The organism is Hymenobacter sp. 5317J-9 (assembly GCF_022921075.1).
Classification (GTDB): domain Bacteria; phylum Bacteroidota; class Bacteroidia; order Cytophagales; family Hymenobacteraceae; genus Hymenobacter.
In genome coordinates, this window is sequence record NZ_CP095050.1 from 863332 (window position 1) to 878767 (window position 15436).

The 15436-nt window shown below is 64.5% G+C and carries 11 protein-coding genes; 2 read left to right on the top strand and 9 right to left on the bottom strand.

Annotated features, from left to right (window positions below):
* The first annotated feature begins 15 nt into the window (after positions 1-15).
* The gene (locus MUN81_RS03500) at positions 16-921 is read left to right on the top strand and encodes an SDR family oxidoreductase (RefSeq protein ID WP_245115067.1); all 906 of its coding nucleotides are present in this window, start codon (positions 16-18) and stop codon (positions 919-921) included.
* Positions 922-1105: 184 nt separating this feature from the next.
* Here the strand turns inward: MUN81_RS03500 and MUN81_RS03505 are convergent, their stop codons facing one another.
* From MUN81_RS03505 to MUN81_RS03525, 5 genes are all read right to left on the bottom strand, one after another.
* Positions 1106-1309, bottom strand: coding sequence for a hypothetical protein (locus MUN81_RS03505; protein ID WP_245115069.1), 204 nt, complete (start codon positions 1307-1309; stop codon positions 1106-1108).
* A 367-nt stretch (positions 1310-1676) separates the two neighbouring features.
* Positions 1677-2660 (bottom strand): ABC transporter permease, encoded by a 984-nt coding sequence (locus MUN81_RS03510; RefSeq protein ID WP_245115071.1) that lies wholly within the window; start codon positions 2658-2660, stop codon positions 1677-1679.
* Positions 2648-3706: an ABC transporter permease gene (locus tag MUN81_RS03515; protein ID WP_245115073.1), complete on the bottom strand. Its 1059-nt coding sequence runs from the start codon at positions 3704-3706 to the stop codon at positions 2648-2650. The genes MUN81_RS03510 and MUN81_RS03515 overlap by 13 nt, the downstream gene beginning before the upstream one ends.
* A gap of 3 nt (positions 3707-3709) precedes the next feature.
* The gene (locus MUN81_RS03520; protein ID WP_245115075.1) at positions 3710-5458 is read right to left on the bottom strand and encodes an ABC transporter substrate-binding protein; all 1749 of its coding nucleotides are present in this window, start codon (positions 5456-5458) and stop codon (positions 3710-3712) included.
* 76 nt (positions 5459-5534) lie between these two features.
* Complete coding sequence (locus MUN81_RS03525; protein ID WP_245115077.1) at positions 5535-6068, bottom strand: hypothetical protein; 534 nt, start codon at positions 6066-6068, stop codon at positions 5535-5537.
* A 434-nt stretch (positions 6069-6502) separates the two neighbouring features.
* Here MUN81_RS03525 and MUN81_RS03530 point away from each other — a divergent pair, with 434 nt between their 5' ends.
* Entirely contained in the window at positions 6503-7960 is a 1458-nt protein-coding gene (locus MUN81_RS03530; RefSeq protein ID WP_245115079.1) for a hypothetical protein, read from the top strand.
* Between the two features lie 104 nt (positions 7961-8064).
* On the opposite strand, the gene MUN81_RS03535 is transcribed toward MUN81_RS03530, so the two are convergent.
* The 4 genes from MUN81_RS03535 to MUN81_RS03550 form a co-directional block, all read right to left on the bottom strand.
* Positions 8065-8688 (bottom strand): PKD domain-containing protein, encoded by a 624-nt coding sequence (locus MUN81_RS03535; RefSeq protein ID WP_245115081.1) that lies wholly within the window; start codon positions 8686-8688, stop codon positions 8065-8067.
* Positions 8689-8700: 12 nt separating this feature from the next.
* Positions 8701-9426, bottom strand: coding sequence for a LytTR family DNA-binding domain-containing protein (locus MUN81_RS03540; protein ID WP_245115083.1), 726 nt, complete (start codon positions 9424-9426; stop codon positions 8701-8703).
* A 55-nt stretch (positions 9427-9481) separates the two neighbouring features.
* Positions 9482-13156, bottom strand: coding sequence for a hybrid sensor histidine kinase/response regulator (locus MUN81_RS03545; RefSeq protein ID WP_245115085.1), 3675 nt, complete (start codon positions 13154-13156; stop codon positions 9482-9484).
* Between the two features lie 143 nt (positions 13157-13299).
* A complete protein-coding gene (locus MUN81_RS03550; RefSeq protein WP_245115087.1) occupies positions 13300-15360 on the bottom strand; it encodes an OmpA family protein in 2061 nt (686 codons plus the stop codon).
* Positions 15361-15436: the final 76 nt, after the last annotated feature.

The window sequence follows — 15436 nt, forward strand, 5'->3', positions numbered from 1 at the left end:
GCTCATTGCCAGCGTATGAAAATTCTCGTCACCGGTTCCAATGGCCTGCTGGGCCAGAAGCTTGTTGCCCTGCTCCGCTCGCAGCCCGAAGTGGAGCTGGTGGCCACCTCGCGCGGCGCCAACAAGCTGGCGGCCCTCTACCCCGACTTGCACTTCGTGCCGCTCGACGTGGCCGATGCCGCCCAGGTGCGGCAGGTGCTGGCCCGGGAGCGGCCCACCCACCTCATCCACACCGCCGCCCTCACCAACGTGGACGAGTGCGAGCTCAACCACGAGGCCTGCTGGCTGCACAACGTGACGGCCGTGGCACACCTCGTCAACGCCTGCGCCGAGCTGGACACCCACCTCACTCACCTCAGCACCGACTTTATTTTTAGCGGCGAAGCCGGCCCGCTGGCCGAGGACGCCACGCCCGCGCCCGTCAATTTCTACGGCCAAAGCAAGCTGGCGGCCGAGGAACTGGTGCAGGCCAGCCCCGGCCGCTGGGCCATTGCGCGCACCGTGCTGGTGTATGGCGTGGCCCACGACTACGGCCGCACCAACATTGTGCTCTGGGTGCGCGACTCGCTGCGCGCCGGCAAAGCCATCAAAGTAGTGTCGGACCAGTGGCGCACGCCCACCTTGGCCGAAGATTTGGCGCAGGGCTGCTGGCTGCTGGCACTCCATTCAGCACAGGGCATCTACCACATCAGCAGCGACGAAATGCTTACGCCCTACGCCATGGCGCTGCAGGTGGCCGACTTTTTCGGTCTCGACCGCGGCCTTATTGAGGAGGCCGACGCGGGCACGTTCACGCAGCCGGCGCGGCGCCCGGCCCGCACGGGCTTCATCATCGACAAGGCCCGGCGCGACCTGGGCTACCGCCCCTGTTCTTTCGCCCAAGGCATTGCGCTGGTGGGCCGCCAAAGCGACGAACTATAGGGGCAAAAAAAACCCGCCGGGGTAGACGGCGGGTTAAAACTCGGCAGGGGTAGCCAGCGAGCGGTAGATGCTAAGACTAGGTAGATAGAGTAAGGGTATTATACCAAATTGCGGGAAGTTGATAAGTAATGGGTAATCGACTGGATGCGATGGTTAAGGGTTAGCGAGGAGAGGAAAGGAAGAATCAGGATTGCGGCCACACACCCACCAGCAGGCCGCCCACCAGTACGGCGGTACGTCCCAGCAGAGCGGCTTCGCCCAATGCGCGCGGCACAACCATGCCGTCGGGAGTCACGAAATCAATGCCTACCGAAATAGGGCGGGTCGCCTGCGAGGCAGATTTGGCGCGGCGGGAAGAGCCCATCGAGGGGTAAACGAGCAGATACATAGGGCGTTGGGTAGAAAAAAAAGAGGGGATTCGGGGTGGATGAGAGTTGCTTTGTGCTGAAAAGCAATACAATGTTACCACCTCATTTTACCCTGTAAAAGGACATATCCCTTAAGAGTGAGACATCGTCTGCGCGCCAAATTTTATTAGATAAATAAAAAAAATATTTAAAAAAGTACAGATTTAATCACTGCTCATTCTGAGAGTAGAAAAATAAGTAATTGTTTGTCAATCGAATGACGCCAATTGGTGCTAGTGCTTTTTGAGTTTAATCCTGGAAAAAAAGGCCGATTTGAGACATCAAAACACGGGCATCTGCTCTCGGCATCGGTGCGTTTTTCTGTTTGCTTCCGGAGGTCTGCTCCCACTATTCTACATGCTGTTGTGGGCGCACCAAAGACAATGAATAAAGGCTCAAAATGCTGAATGCTAGTATTGATGCGGGAAAAATGAATGTCCACCATGCGCTTGTGTCGTAGCGGAATGACGCCATGAGTCGCCCCCAGCTTGCTGCTTCAGGCGGCAAGCCGACACCCAAAAACGACAAGGTGCTTTCCAGCCCCAGCAGACGCGCAATGCTCAGCGGGAATGCGGCTCGTAATGGGTTGATTGCGTGTGGCATACTGTGTTTAAGCCAGATTTGCCAGGCGGGAACCCCGGCGGCCTGTGCAGCTTCAACAAACGGCAGCGCCCGTGTGCGCAGCATCTGGGCCCTGACTAGCCGGGCGGGCGTCGACCAAGCCGTAAATGCCAGCAGCGCCAGCAATCCCGGAGCCGAAACGCCGCCGGTACCGGCCGCCACGGCCAGTACCAACACTAGGTGCGGAATGGTATCGAGGGCCGTGGCGGCCCCCATCACGACGGCATCAAGGGGTAGCGGGGCGCCATAAGCAGGGCCCTGGCCCCGGCGCCACAACAGGCGCGCCACGCCGCCCACGGCCGCCAGCAGGCCAAGTGCAGGAGCGGGCAGGCGCAGGGCCCACCACGCCGCACCGGTAGCCAGCAGCCAGTAGCCAGCATCGGCCCGCAGCCTGTTGCCCCCAAAGCCGGCCGCACCGCCCAGCAGGGCGCCTATCACGGCCGCAATGACGGCGGCGGGGAACGTGATGAACACCGCGGTGCGGCTCCCATACACCAGCAAGCTGAGCACGTCGAGGCCCTGCGGGTCGGTGCCCAGCCAGTGGTGCCCGGGCGCCAGCGGGGCCTGCGACACGTGCGCCAGGTCGGGCACGTTGGGCGGGTAGGGCAGCGGCAGCAGCGGCGCTGCCACGGCCATCAGCGCCAACAGGCCCAGCCAGGCGGCGGCCGCTTTTTGCGTCCGCGAAAAGGAAGACGGGCTCAGGATTGCCACCGGATGCGAGGGTCGGCCCAGAAATTCAATACATCGGTGGCCAGTAATGCCAGCATGCGGGCCGCGCCCACCAGCAGCACACCGCCCACCAGCACGGGGGCGTCGCGCGCGGCGGCAGCCCCGGCCAGCAGGCGGCCCATGCCCGGCAACGCAAATACCACCTCAACTACTACCGCCCCGGCCACCAGGGCTGGCAGTAGCTCGGCCAGCTGTGCCAGCGAGGGCAGCAAGGCATTGCGCAATGCATGGCGCCGGATAACGGCCGGCTCGGCCAGTCCCTTGGCGCGGGCGGTTACGGCATAGCGGGAGCCCAACTCCTGCACGAGGCTGGCGTGCAGCTGCAGGGTAAGCTCTGGAAGGGCGCTGATGACCAAGGCGGCGGTTGGCAGCACCAAGTGCCACAAATAAGCCATAAAGTAACCCCAGGTGCCGGGCGGCTGGTCGGTGGTCTGCCCCAGCCCATATCCCGGAAACCAGTCCAGCGCCTCGGGGTTGGCAAAGGCCAGTAGCAGCACCAGCCCCACCCCAAACAGCGGCAGGGCCTGCAGCCCTACCAACCCGGCCCGCACCGGGCGTTGCCACCACGGCCGGCCCGCCAGCCCCAGGGCAAGCAGCAGGGCGCCGCCCACGGAAAGTGCCACCGCCAAGCCGGTGAGCGGCAGTGTGAACGCCAGCGCATCGGCCAGCTCCGCGCTGACCGCGCGGCCCGTGCGGAAGGACAAGCCGAGGTTTCCCTGCAAGAGCTGCGCGGCCCAGCGGTGGTATTGGTTGCGCAGGCCATTACAGCGCCAGGAGTCGCGAGCTGCAGTGGGCGGGCTCACGTAAAAGAGCGGCTCATCGAGGCCGAGACGCTGGTTGATGGCCAGTTCGGTGGCCGCCTGAGCCGTGGCCGAAAGAGGCGCGCCGCTACCGCGCTGCTCCGACGCCTCGGGCGAAGCCAGCTGCACGGCGCCCAAATCGCGGTGAATGAGCAAAAACACCACCGAAACCAGTACCCACACCGCCAATCCCGTGCGAAGCAAATGCCAGGCTATGCGCAGGCCCATGGGTCAGGGAGCGGGTTTGGCAACCCGTTCGATGGTGGCCGCAGCAAAGCCCGGCCGGAGGCTGCCCACGTGCAAGCCGGTGAGGGCGCGGTTGGCCGCCACGCGGTTGGGGAGGTAGAAGAGGGGCACGATGGGCGCCTCGGCCTGCAACAGGGCCTGAAATTGCCGCAGCAGTGCGGTGCGTTGCGCGGGATTGTCGGCGCTGGCGATGGCCGCGATGAGGCGGTCGCTGGCCGGCGTGCCAAACTTCGTGATGTTGGTTGCGCTTGCCGAATGCAGCATCGGCACGAAGTTGAACATGAAGGGATTGCCCCGGAGCACGCGCAGGTACACGTCGAAGTCGCCGCTGCGCATGGCCGTGCCGAACGTGCCCGGCTCGGAGGGCCGCAGCGTGACCGGCACGCCAATGCTGGCCGCCGCCGCCTGAAACTGCAGCGCTACCGTGCCAAATAGCACTTCCTCGGCACGGTAGCGCATCAGCAGGCGCAACTGCTGGGCAGGGCCCCGGCCCGAGCTGCGAAACCAGCCTTCGTGCGGGGCCGCCCGGTGCTGCCAGCCGGCGCGCTGCAGCAGCAGCACTGCCGAGTCGGGGGCGAAGGGCGCGGGAGCCAGGCTGTCGTTGTAATTGGCGCGGTCGGCGGGGCTGATAATGCCCACCGTGCGCTGCCCCTCGCCCAACTGGGTGGCGCGCAACAGGCCCGCGGCATCGAAGCAGCGGCTGAGGGCCCGGCGGGTCAGGGCATCGGCCAGGGCCGGATGCTGCGTGTTGAATCCGGCCGTGGCCACGTCGTACGACGGGCTGGTGTAAAAGCGTAGGGTTGACTGGGCTGCCGGCATGGCGCGCAGCCGCGCAAACTCGCGGGCCGGCATCTGCGGAAACACGTCTACGTCGCCGCGCTGCAAGGCCAGGGCGGCGGTGGCCACATCCGGAATGATGACGTATTCAAGCTGGGGGGGCTTGGCCTGCAGTACCAGGGGGACGGGCTGCAGGCGGCTGCCCCACCAGCGCGGCTTGCGTCGAAACGAAAGAAATCTATCCTTCTCCCATTTCTGCAATTCGTAGGGACCGCAGCCGGGCAGGCGGTTAGGCGAGTGGCTTGCCACCGCCGCCAGGTAATATTGAGCTACGGCCCGGGCACCGGAATCGGCGCGGGGCGACAGGGGTTGGCGCTGCAGGTCGGCCAGCGACCACCGGCGCAACAGCCCGCGCGGGTCGAGGCTGTGCTCGGGCAGAATGAAAAAGTCGCCCGAGGCCTGCGCATACTCCAGGCTCCGGCCCCGGCACAGCAGCGTGAAGCGGCGGGGGTCTTGCGGATGAGGTAGCAAGGCCCGAATGAAGCCGTATTGGTTGCGGGCGGCCTCGTTGGGCAGGCCCGGGCAAAGCATCAGCTTCAGGGTAAAATCGACGTCGCTGGCCAGAACGGCCCGGCCATTGTCCCAAGTGGCGGCGGGCCTGATGCGGTACTGCAGCTGGGTGAGCGAGTCGCCCACAAGCTGAACGGTGGGCAGCTCTTCGGCTAGGGCTGGTGCCAGCTGCTGAGTAGAAATGTCGCCCTGCAACAGGCTGACGTGAAGCAGGTTGTTGGCGTCGAATGCGGCCAAGTTGGACGCAAAGAGCGGGTCGAGCGTTTCCGGGTCGCGGGCCCAGCGGATGCGCACGGTGTCGCGCTGAGTGTGTTGGCCGCCGCAGCTGAATAGCAGCAAGGCGATTGCAATGCGCAGCAGAAAGTTAGCTGGAAGAGAATGCTTCACGCGGTACACCTAGCCTGAAAGTCGCCCCGTGGCGGTGAACAGGCAATATAGGCACGAAACGCGACCTGCGGCTAAACTAGGCAACAATGTCGTTGCCCCAGCCGCCGGTGCCGCCGTCGAGGCTGTCGATGTCGTTGCCCCAGCCGCCGGTGCCGCCGTCGAGGCTGTCGATGTCGTTGCCCCAGCCGCCGGTGCCGCCGTCGGGGCTGGTGCTGATGATGTCGTTGCCCCAGCCGCCGGTGCCGCCGTCGAGGCTGGTGCTGATGATGTCGTTGCCCCAGCCGCCCGTGCCACCGAAGGCAACAATGTCGTTGCCCCAGCCGCCGGTGCCGCCGTCGATGTCGTTGCCCCAGCCGCCCGTGCCGCCGTCAAAGTCGTTGCCCCACCCACCGGTGCCGCCGTCAAAGCTAGTGCTGTCGTTGTCCCAGCCACCGGTGCCGCCGTCGATGTCGTTGCCCCACCCACCGGTGCCGCCGTCGAGGCTGGTGCCGGTACCGCCGATGTTCGTCGAAATGCTGGCCACGGGTGCCTGCAGAACAAGCGCTTTCTGGGGGGCGCTGGTGGTGAAGCTGGCAAACTGGAACAGGGCGATGGCGAAGAGGTTCAACATGTCTATTGGGTATTAAAAGAGTGTGTCAGGCGATTGATTGACACAAAGTTGGGGGGCGCCACCACCCCACAAAAGGACAATGTTGTTCTAAATCAGACTTGTGTATAGCTAATATTTAAAATAATTTTTGAAAGAAGATGCAATTACGAAATGCTTTCCTGAATTGCAGCAAAAGTTTTTAAAGCAGCACTTTTGGAAAAAATATGCTATTTGCGACGTCAAGCCCTGAAAATGACCGTAACAAATCACGATACAAAGGTGGGGGGAGCAATTCCAGCAAAAAAGGAAAGAAGGCCTCTGTTTGTGACATCGGATTTACAGCAGTTTTTTTATTGTAAAGGCCAAATTTGAGCTCGTAGAGCGCTTTTCTGATGAATGAAATTTCAAATTTGGCGCGAATTGTGACATCGCGTAGCTTGGCGTCTTTGCCGGTTTTGGACCTGGCAAGCACCCGGCCCAATAAGGAAAACCAATTCGTGGCCACCCTCACCGCAACGCCGGGAGCCACCCAGCTGCAAGTGGTGAAGGCGCTGTATGGCAAGCCCACCGCCGCCAACGTGCGCGCCCTGCAACGCCTGCAGTCGCGCGTGAAAAACAAGCTGCTCAACCAGCTCTATTTCCTGGACCATTCGGACCCGCGCCACCTGGTGTCGCGGCGCTACCAAATGGAATGCCTCGACCTGCTCCACAAGATAAACATTCTGTTTGCGGAAGGCGAGTATGTGCTCACCGAGCGCCTGCTCTACCGCTGCAAGCGCCTGGCCGAAGCCGGCAGCTTCACGCCCTACAGCGTGGAGTGCGCCCGCCTCATGTGCACCGTATACTCGCAGCAGCGCCAGGCCCTGCGCTACCAGAAAGCCACCAGCCAGCTGCTGAAGCTGCAGCAAATTCTGGCTTGGGAAGACGAAGCCGAGCGCATTTATTCCGACACGCAGATGGCGCTGGCCCACACCGTGCGCAGCCGCCGGGCCGTGCTGCCCCTTCTGCCCACCTACATTGCCCAACTGGAGGTCCTGCACCGCAAGGCCCGCACCTTCAGCACCTACAACCACCTCTACCGGCTGCGCCTGGCTTACGAGGAGCTGCAGGGCAATTTTAAGGAGATGATTAAGGTGACGGCCGAGGCCTCGCGGCGCTTCCGGGATGGCAAGCTCAACGCCCGACGCTTCGACCTGCGCTTCAACCATTTCGTGAGCATCTACGCCTACCTGCGCAGCCGGCAGCCGGTGCAGGGCCTGCGCCTGGCCGAGCAGTACAGCCGCGATTTCCATCCGTCGTCGAGCAACTGGTTCTACTTTCAGGAGCACCACGTGCTGCTGGCCCTGCACGCCGAGCAGTACGAGCGCGCCCAGCAGCTGCTGAGCACCATCACCAAAAACCCCGCTTACCTGATACAGCGCGAGGCCGCCCTCGAACGCTGGGACCTCTATAAGGCTTACATCGACTTTGTGCTGCCGCCCCAGCGCGCCACCGCCCGGCAGCGCCAAATGGCGCAGTGGGTGCTGCAACTGCCCGAGTACAGCCGCGACAAGCGCGGCCACAACGTGGCCATTCTGGTGCTGCAGCTGCTGCACTTCCTGCGCGAACGCAGCCTGGAGGAGGTGCTGCTGCGCCTGGAGCGCCTGCGCAAGTACCAGCAGCGTCACCTCTACGAAGCCAGCACGCTGCGCAGCCGCTTGTTTTTGCGCCTGCTGCAGGTGATTGTGGAAAAGAACTTCGACGCGGCCGGGGCCGCCGAGCGCGGCAAAAACATGTTGCTGCAGCTGCAGGAAACGCCCCCGCCCGGCGAAGCTTTTGCCGAAGTCGAAATCATTCCCTACGAACAGCTGTGGAAGCTGGTGCTGGGGCTGCTGCGCGAAGGCCGGCCCCTGGCCACGGAAGCAGACGCCTAACCCCGGGCCCGGAAAACGACGCACGCCCCCGCTGCGCAGAAGCCTGCGGGCGGGGGCGTGCTCTTCAGAACCCTGAAGGGTGTTATTGAATAGGTGCTGCGGAGCTACGGCTCCACCACAATTTCGCGCGAGACGCAGTGGCTGGCAATGCAGGCCGCTGAGCCATAGCCGCGCATGCTGAAACGAACCTGGTAGGTGCCGGGCCGCCGGAAAACGTGCTCTGCCGTACGGCCCTGCTTCACGGTGCCATCCCGAAAATCCCACACATACTGCACGTTGTTGCAGCTGAGCAGCTGCGCCTCGGGCGAGGCGAAGCTGACGGGCTGGCCCACGCGCACGCGGGCGGTGGAAGCGGTGAAGTCGATGACGTCCTGCTGCACGAGGTTGACGGGAATGTATTTTTGCCCGCGGCGTATTTCGCCGGTTTTGTCCACGATGACGTCGAGCTGCACCACGTAGTTTTTGCGCTCCTTGTAGCAATGCGTCACGGTGGGCCCGGTGAGGGTGGTGCCGTCGCCCATCTGCCACTGGTAGGTGAAGGGGCCGGCGGCCTCATCCACGGAAGGACGGCCGTCGAGGTCGACGCAGAGCATGCGCGGCAGCGGCGGGCCGCAGTTTACGCTGGTGGTGTCGCCGGCCTGCTGGGCGCGGGCCGCCAGCCCGGCCAAGCTCAGCAGGAAAGACAGGACGGCCACGCGGCCGCGAAAAGCTGCTAGGGAAAAGCGCATAGAAAGGCAGAATTAAAATTTGTTGAGGCGCTGCATCACGTCGCGCAGGTAGGTTTGGCCCACCGGAATGTGCTTGGTTTCCACTACCAGCGAGTTGTCTTCGAGGGCCTGAATGTGGTCGAGGTTGACGATAAACGAGCGGTGCACCCGCACAAAGCGGCTAGCAGGAAATTTCTCCTCCACGGCCTTCATGGTGCTGTACACGATGAGCTTGCTGCGGTCGGTGATGACGTGCACGTAGTCGCCGAGGGCCTCCACGTAGCGCACGTCGTCGAAGGTGACGCGCACCAGTTTGTTGTCCACCTTCACGAAGGTGAAGGCGGCGTTGGGTGCCGCGGGCTGAATGGCGTCGGAATCGTCGGCGGACTGGCGCTCGGTCATTTCCAGGGCTTTTTGCGCGGCCTGCAGGAAGCGGGCGTAGCTCACGGGCTTCACCAGGTAGTCGACCACGGCGTGCTCGAAGGCCTGCACCGCATAATCTTTGCTACTGGTGATGAGCACCACCAGCGGCGGGTGCTGCAGGGTGCGCAGCAGCTCGATGCCCGACATGAGGGGCATTTCCACGTCCAGAAACAGCAGGTCGATGGGCTGAGTGCGCAGGGCCTCCGCGGCTTCGACGGGGTTGGTGTAGCTGCCAGCTGCGGTCAGGAAGGGCGTGTTGGCGATGCAGTTAAGCACCACTTGCACCGAGAGCGGGTCGTCGTCGACGACCAGGCAGCGGAGTACGGATGTAGACATAAGAGTAATTGTGAGAAGCGTTAATTGGGCTAATGTAAGTCCGTCAACCGATTTACTAGCTGAGTGTTCGCGCTTCCAGTTGCGGGTACAGCTCGGCTAGTTGCTGGCAAATGGCGTCGACCAGGGGCTGGCAGTAGGGGCAGCCGGGGAGGCGGGCCGCGCGCTCCAGCTCGTCGAGCTGGGCGTGCAGCACCGGCACGCCAAAGTACGCCACCTGGCCCTTGAGCTTATGCGCGGTGCTGGCCAGTGAGGCCGGGTCGTGGGCGCAGGCGGCGCCCAGCAGTGCTTCCAGCGCCGGCGCTTCGGCCAGGAAGGTGCGCACAATCTGGCGCAGAAAGCCTTCGTTGCCGCCGGCCAGCTCTTCCAGCAGCTGCCAGTCGGGTTTTATTTTGAGGGTAGACGGGTAGGCAGGCGGAAAGGAGGCAGATGCTTCGGCTGCCTCAGCCGCCGCGCCCGCTTGCCCTGATGCCAGCGTGCCTTCCGGTCCCGCGTGCCGGCCCGTGAAGTGTGCCAGGCGCGCATAGAGCACGGCCGGCTCAAAGGGCTTGGCGAGGGTGTCGTTCATGCCGGCGGCCAGGGCCAGCACCCGGTCTTCGGGCAGCACCGAGGCCGTGAGGCCGATGATGGGCAGCTGCCGAGCGTCGGGGAAGAGGGCGCGCAGGCGGCGGGCGGCCTCGTAGCCGTCCATTTCGGGCATCTGCACGTCCATCAGCACGGCGTCGAAGGGCTGGGCAGCGGCAGCAGCGGTTTCTACGGCCAGGCGGCCATTTTCGGCAATGACGACCTGCACGTTCCAGGCTTCCAGGGTTTTGCGGGCCACCATCTGGTTCAGGGCATTGTCTTCGGCCACCAGCACGCGCAGGGCCGGCTCGAAGGGCGCCAGCGGGCCGGCGTGGGCGTCGGGCTGGGCGGCGCTGGCATCGGCCACCTCGTAGGGCAGTTCGAAGAAAAACTCTGAGCCCTGGCCTTCCTCGCTGGTCACGCCGAGCTGGCCGCCGTGTAGCTGCACCAGGTTGCGGGCAATGCTCAGGCCCAGGCCGGTGCCGCCAAACTCGCGCGTGGTGGAGGTATTGGCCTGCGAAAAATCCTCGAAAATAGCCCCCAGCTTATCGGCCGGAATGCCAATACCGGTGTCGCGCACTCCGAAGCGAATACGAGAATGGTCGGGTTGAAGGGTTCCCGCATGCTCCGGTGACGGTACCGCTTCCACCGCCACCGTGACGCCGCCGGCGCGGGTGAACTTGATGGCGTTGCCGACGAGGTTGACCAGAATCTGGTTCAGGCGCACGGGGTCGCCGAGCACGGCGGCGGGCACGTTATCGGCCACGTTAATGGTTAGCGCCAGCCCTTTGCTCTCCGTCGCAAACTTGAACATGGCCCCAAGGCGCCGCACAGCCTCAGGCAGGCGGAAGGGCACCTGCTCCAGCGACAGCTTGCCGGCCTCCATCTTCGAGCTGTCGAGGATGTCATTGATAATAACCAGCAGGTTTTGCGACGACGACTCGATGGCCGTCAGGTATTCGCGTTGCTCCTGATTGGGCCGGGTAGCCTGCAGCAAGTTGGTGAGGCCGATGACGGCGTTCATCGGCGTGCGAATTTCGTGGCTCATGTTGGCCAGAAACTGCGCCTTGGCCCGGCGCGAGGCCTCGGCGGCATCGCGGGCCACCACCAAATCGGCGTTGATGTTCTCAATGTGGGCTTTCTGCTGGCGCAGCTCGGCGGTGCGCTCGCGCACAGTGCGCTCCAGCACCAGCTGGGTGCGGCGCAGGCGTCCCTCCCGGGCCCGCACCACCCCAAAAACCAAGCCGCTAAGGCCCAGCACGGCAAAAGTGGCAAACCACCACGTGCGCCAAAACGGCGTGGCAATGCCAAACGCGGCCGCCACTGCCGGGCTCCACGCTCCCGTTGCGCCGCGCCGCACCCGCGCCTCAAACACGTACCGGCCGGCGTCGAGGCCTGGAAACTGAGCTTCGCCCGCCGCGCTGGGCCGGCTCCAGTCGTCGGACAGGCCGCGCAGGCGGTATTGGTAAGCCAGCGCCTCATTGGGGTTCAGGCTGATGCCCTGGAAAGCGAAGCCGAGCCGGTGGCGGGTGGCCGAAAGCTGCCCCAGCGCGTCCACGGGCTGCGGCGCGCCGTCCACTTCGGCCGCGGTGAAGGCCAGGCCCGGCGGCCGGGTCGTGGCGTAACGCCGGGCCGCCGCCAGGTCGAGACGTAATAGCCCGGTGCGGGTGGGCAGCCAGGCCACGGCGGCATCGGGGCCCTGCACGGCGATGGCGCCGGCGCCCAGGCATTCGCGCACCAGTGGGTTGTCAGGCGCTGCCAGGGCGGTGAAGCGCAGCCGGCGCACATCGAGCAGGGTGAGGCCCTGGCGGTGCACCAGTAGCAGCTCGGGCCGGGCCGTCGGAGCCGGTAGCGGCAGCAGGCCATACACGTAATTGGACGGCAGCGCGCTGCCTTCAAACTGCTCCCATTTGCCGGTGGGCGGGTGATAGAAGAGTCCCTGCCCTTCGGTGCCTACCCAGAGGCCGCCGTCGGCATCTTCAGCAAAGCAGGTGATGTCGAGGCCCGTGGAGGTGAGGCGGGCGTACTCGAAGGTGCGGGTGCGCGGCTGGAATACCGCCAAGCCGGTACCGCGCGTGCCCACCCACACGCGCCCGGTGCGGTCGGCCAGCAGAGCGGTGATGCTGTTTTGCAGCAAGCCGTCGGCTGTGGTGAAGTGGCGGATGGCCTGGCTCGAATCGGCCGGGACGAGGTAGATGCCGTCGGCGGCGGTGCCCACCCACAGGCCGGATGTGGGCGCGTAAGCCAAGGCCGTGACCTCGTAGTTGATATTGTTTGATAAGCCCGGCACTGCCACGCCGCCCGAGCCGGGCTTGGGGACGACGTAAACGCCGGTGGCCGTGCCCAGCCAAAAGCCGCCGCCCAACCGTGCCGGGCGCGGCAACAGGGCTTTCACCGGCTCGCCCCGCAAGGGCGGTACGTGTCCATTACCTGCGTAAAGCAGCGGCGCAGCAGTGTGAAAGGGTAGCTGAAAGAAACGGTTGCCGCCAAAAGTGCCCCAGGCTTCGACGCTGCCATTGGTCGCAGTGGTAGCCAGTGCCAGTGTTTGCCCCATTGGACCGGCTGGCTGCGACAGCAATTGCAAATGCCGGTCCGAATGCCGCCACAGGCCCTGCCCGGCGGTGCCCAGCCAGGCGTTGCCCTCCCGGTCTTCGAGCAGGGAAATAACCTCGGTCCCGGCGGGCAGGTGCAGGTGGTAGCGGCGCAGGTAGCGCCCGATGGAGGCTGTGTCGACGGGTGGCGTGCCGTCGGCGGTCAGCTTGAGGCCGGCGGGTACGGTGGCGCGGTCGGCGGGGGTGAAGGAGCCGGTAAGCGTTTTCCTCACCGAAACGCCGCCCTGGTAATGGCCCACCCATAAGGCGCCCGTGGCCGGGTTTTCGCGCAACGACACCACGAAGTCCTCGGCCAAGCCGTCTTTTTTGGTGAAGGCGACAAAGCGGGTGCCGTCGTAGCGCACCAAGCCGTCGCCGGTGCCGAGCCAGAGGTAGCCCTGCCGGTCTTGCAGCAGCGCGTAAATGAACGGGGCGCGCAGCCCTTCGGCCGGCCCAAACTGGCGCATATACACCTGCTGCGCCCGCGCCGGCCGTACCACCAGTAACAACGCAGCCAGCAGCGCCAGCAACAGCAGGCCCAGCCGCCGCACGTACAAAAAGTGAAAAAGAGGTTTCAAGCAGAAGCAGCCGAATGGGCCGGCGGGCTGGGGACGGGGCGTTTCGGTGCGCAAGGTAGAAGCCTGTGCCGGGCTGCGGTTCAGCTTTCCGATTATCAGCGGGACCTGCGCGGCCAACGCCGCCATTTTCCCGACCGCCCGGCCTACTTAGCCGTCACCTTGAACTCGGTGCGGCGGTTGAGCTGGCGGCCGGCTTTGGTGGTATTGGGGGCCACGGGCTGGGTTTCGCCGTAGCCGGCGGCCGAGAGGCGGGCGGCGGCAATGCCGTGCTGCGTGAGGTAAGCCACCACGGCCTGGGCGCGGCGCTGGCTCAGGTCCTGGTTTTTGGCGGCCTCGCCCACGTCGTCGGTGTGGCCGGCCATTTCCAGCTTCAGGGCCGGCGTTTCGGTGAGGAGCTTTTGCAGGCGCTCCAGCTCGGCGGTGCTTTCGGGGCGCAGGCTGGCTTTGCCGGTGTCGAAGAAAATATTGCGCAGCACGATGGTGGTGCCCACTTCCAGCTTCTTCAGCGGAACGTCCTTCACCACTTCGGCAAAGGCCGCGCCGGCCGGCAGGTCGAAGTTTTCGGAGTGGAAGAGGTAGCCGTCCTGCCGCACCACAATGCCGTAGTTGGTGCCCGAGGGCAAGCTCACGAGGTAGCGGCCCGAGGTGGCGTTGCTGCGGAAAGTGGCAATGGTCTGGCCGCTGGTGTTGTCGATGAGGTCGATGGCGGCGTCGAGCGGCTGCTTGGTGGCGTCGTCGGTCACGGTGCCTTTCAGGATGGTGACCTGAGCGGTGGCCACGGCCACGGCGGGCGCCAGCACGGTTTGCTTCACGGGGTTCAGGCGCGAGGCCAGCAGCTGGTCTTCCTCGCTGAGCACGGGCGGCTTTTCGGGGCCGAGGAAAGTGATGCGGTAGATGTCTTTGGCACCCAGGCCGCCGGGCCGGTCGCTGCTGTAGTAGCCGTGCCGCCCCGAAGCCGAGGTCACAAAAAACACGTCGTCGTCGGGCGTGTTGATGGGCCAGCCCAGGTTTTCGGGCTCGCCCCACTTCCCGTTCTCCAACACCGATTTGAAGATATCGTAGCCGCCCATGGAGTTGTGGCCTTCGGAAGAAAAGTACAGCGTCTTGCCATCGGGGGCCATGAAAACGCCCTCTTCGCCGTAGGAGGTGTTGATGGCCGAGCCCAGATTGACGGGCTGGGTGCGGCCTTCCATGTCCACTTTGTAAATGTCGGAGCCACCCAGGCTGCCTTCCTGCCGGTCGCTCACGAAATACAGCCAGCGCCCATCGGGCGAGTAGCTGGCCGACGACTCGTGGTATTTGGTGTTGATGCGCGAGCCCAGCTGCTTGGGCTTGGTCCAGGCGCTGCCCGTGAGGTTGGCTTCGAGCAGGTCGCCGCCGTTGGTGCCCACGTACACGAGCATGCGCTGGCCGTCGGGCGCCAGGCCCACGGTGGCGTTGTGGTCGTCGGTGTTCACGGGCGTACCCAGATTGGTGGCGCGGCTCCACTTTTTGCCCTGCCAGGAAGCCTGGTAAATGTCCTCGAAAAAGCCGTTGCCCTCCGGGTCCTTCTTGCCGCCGGTCGAACCGGCCCGGCGCGAGGTGATGAGGATGGTCGACTCATCGGCCGATACCACCGGGCCGTAGTCGGAGTCGGCCGAATTCAGCTCCGGCCCGGCGTTGTCGATGAACACGCGGGTGGGGTGCGCGGCCAGCTGCTGGCCGTTCCGGCACTGCTGCATGTAGCGCTGCAGGTCGTTGGCCGAGATACTTTCGGCGTCGCCGTTGCGGGTGTTGCCGCCCACGGGCTGGGCCTGCTGGTACTCGGCCAGGGCTTCGCGCCACTTGCCGCTGAGGTGCAGGGCGCGGGCCAGCAGGTAGTGCGTGCGGGCATCGGCAGTAGCGTCGAGCTTGGCCGCTTTTTGCAGGTAGGGCAGGGCGGCGGTTTTGGTGGACGAGTGCAGGTAGCAGTCGCCGATTTTCACGTTCAGGGCCGCGTTGTTGGGGTTGAACTGCTGCGCTTCCAGGAAGTGCGGCAGCGCGGCGGCGTAGCGCGGCGGGTCGGCGCGGTACTCGGTGTCGCCGTCTTTCAGCTCGCGGTTGGCTTCGCGCAGGCCGTCTTTGTTATCACCAAAGTTGTCTTTGGTGAAGGCGATGCTTTGCGCGGCCGCGGGTAGGGCGGCGGTTACGAGGAGCAGAAGAAGCAGACGGATGGAGAAGAACATTATATCAAGCTTAACATGGTCGTCATGCAGAGCGCAGCGAAGCATCTCGCATGCTTTAACTAATTACTTGCTGCAC

Bases quoted from the DNA above. Each gene is read 5' to 3' on its own strand.
- MUN81_RS03500 (WP_245115067.1), top strand. From the start codon at position 16: ATGAAAATTCTCGTCACCGGTTCCAATGGCCTGCTGGGCCAGAAGCTT.
- MUN81_RS03505 (WP_245115069.1), bottom strand. From the start codon at position 1,309: ATGTATCTGCTCGTTTACCCCTCGATGGGCTCTTCCCGCCGCGCCAAA.
- MUN81_RS03515 (WP_245115073.1), bottom strand. From the start codon at position 3,706: ATGGGCCTGCGCATAGCCTGGCATTTGCTTCGCACGGGATTGGCGGTG.
- MUN81_RS03525 (WP_245115077.1), bottom strand. From the start codon at position 6,068: ATGTTGAACCTCTTCGCCATCGCCCTGTTCCAGTTTGCCAGCTTCACC.
- MUN81_RS03535 (WP_245115081.1), bottom strand. From the start codon at position 8,688: ATGCGCTTTTCCCTAGCAGCTTTTCGCGGCCGCGTGGCCGTCCTGTCT.
- MUN81_RS03540 (WP_245115083.1), bottom strand. From the start codon at position 9,426: ATGTCTACATCCGTACTCCGCTGCCTGGTCGTCGACGACGACCCGCTC.
- MUN81_RS03550 (WP_245115087.1), bottom strand. From the start codon at position 15,360: ATGTTCTTCTCCATCCGTCTGCTTCTTCTGCTCCTCGTAACCGCCGCC.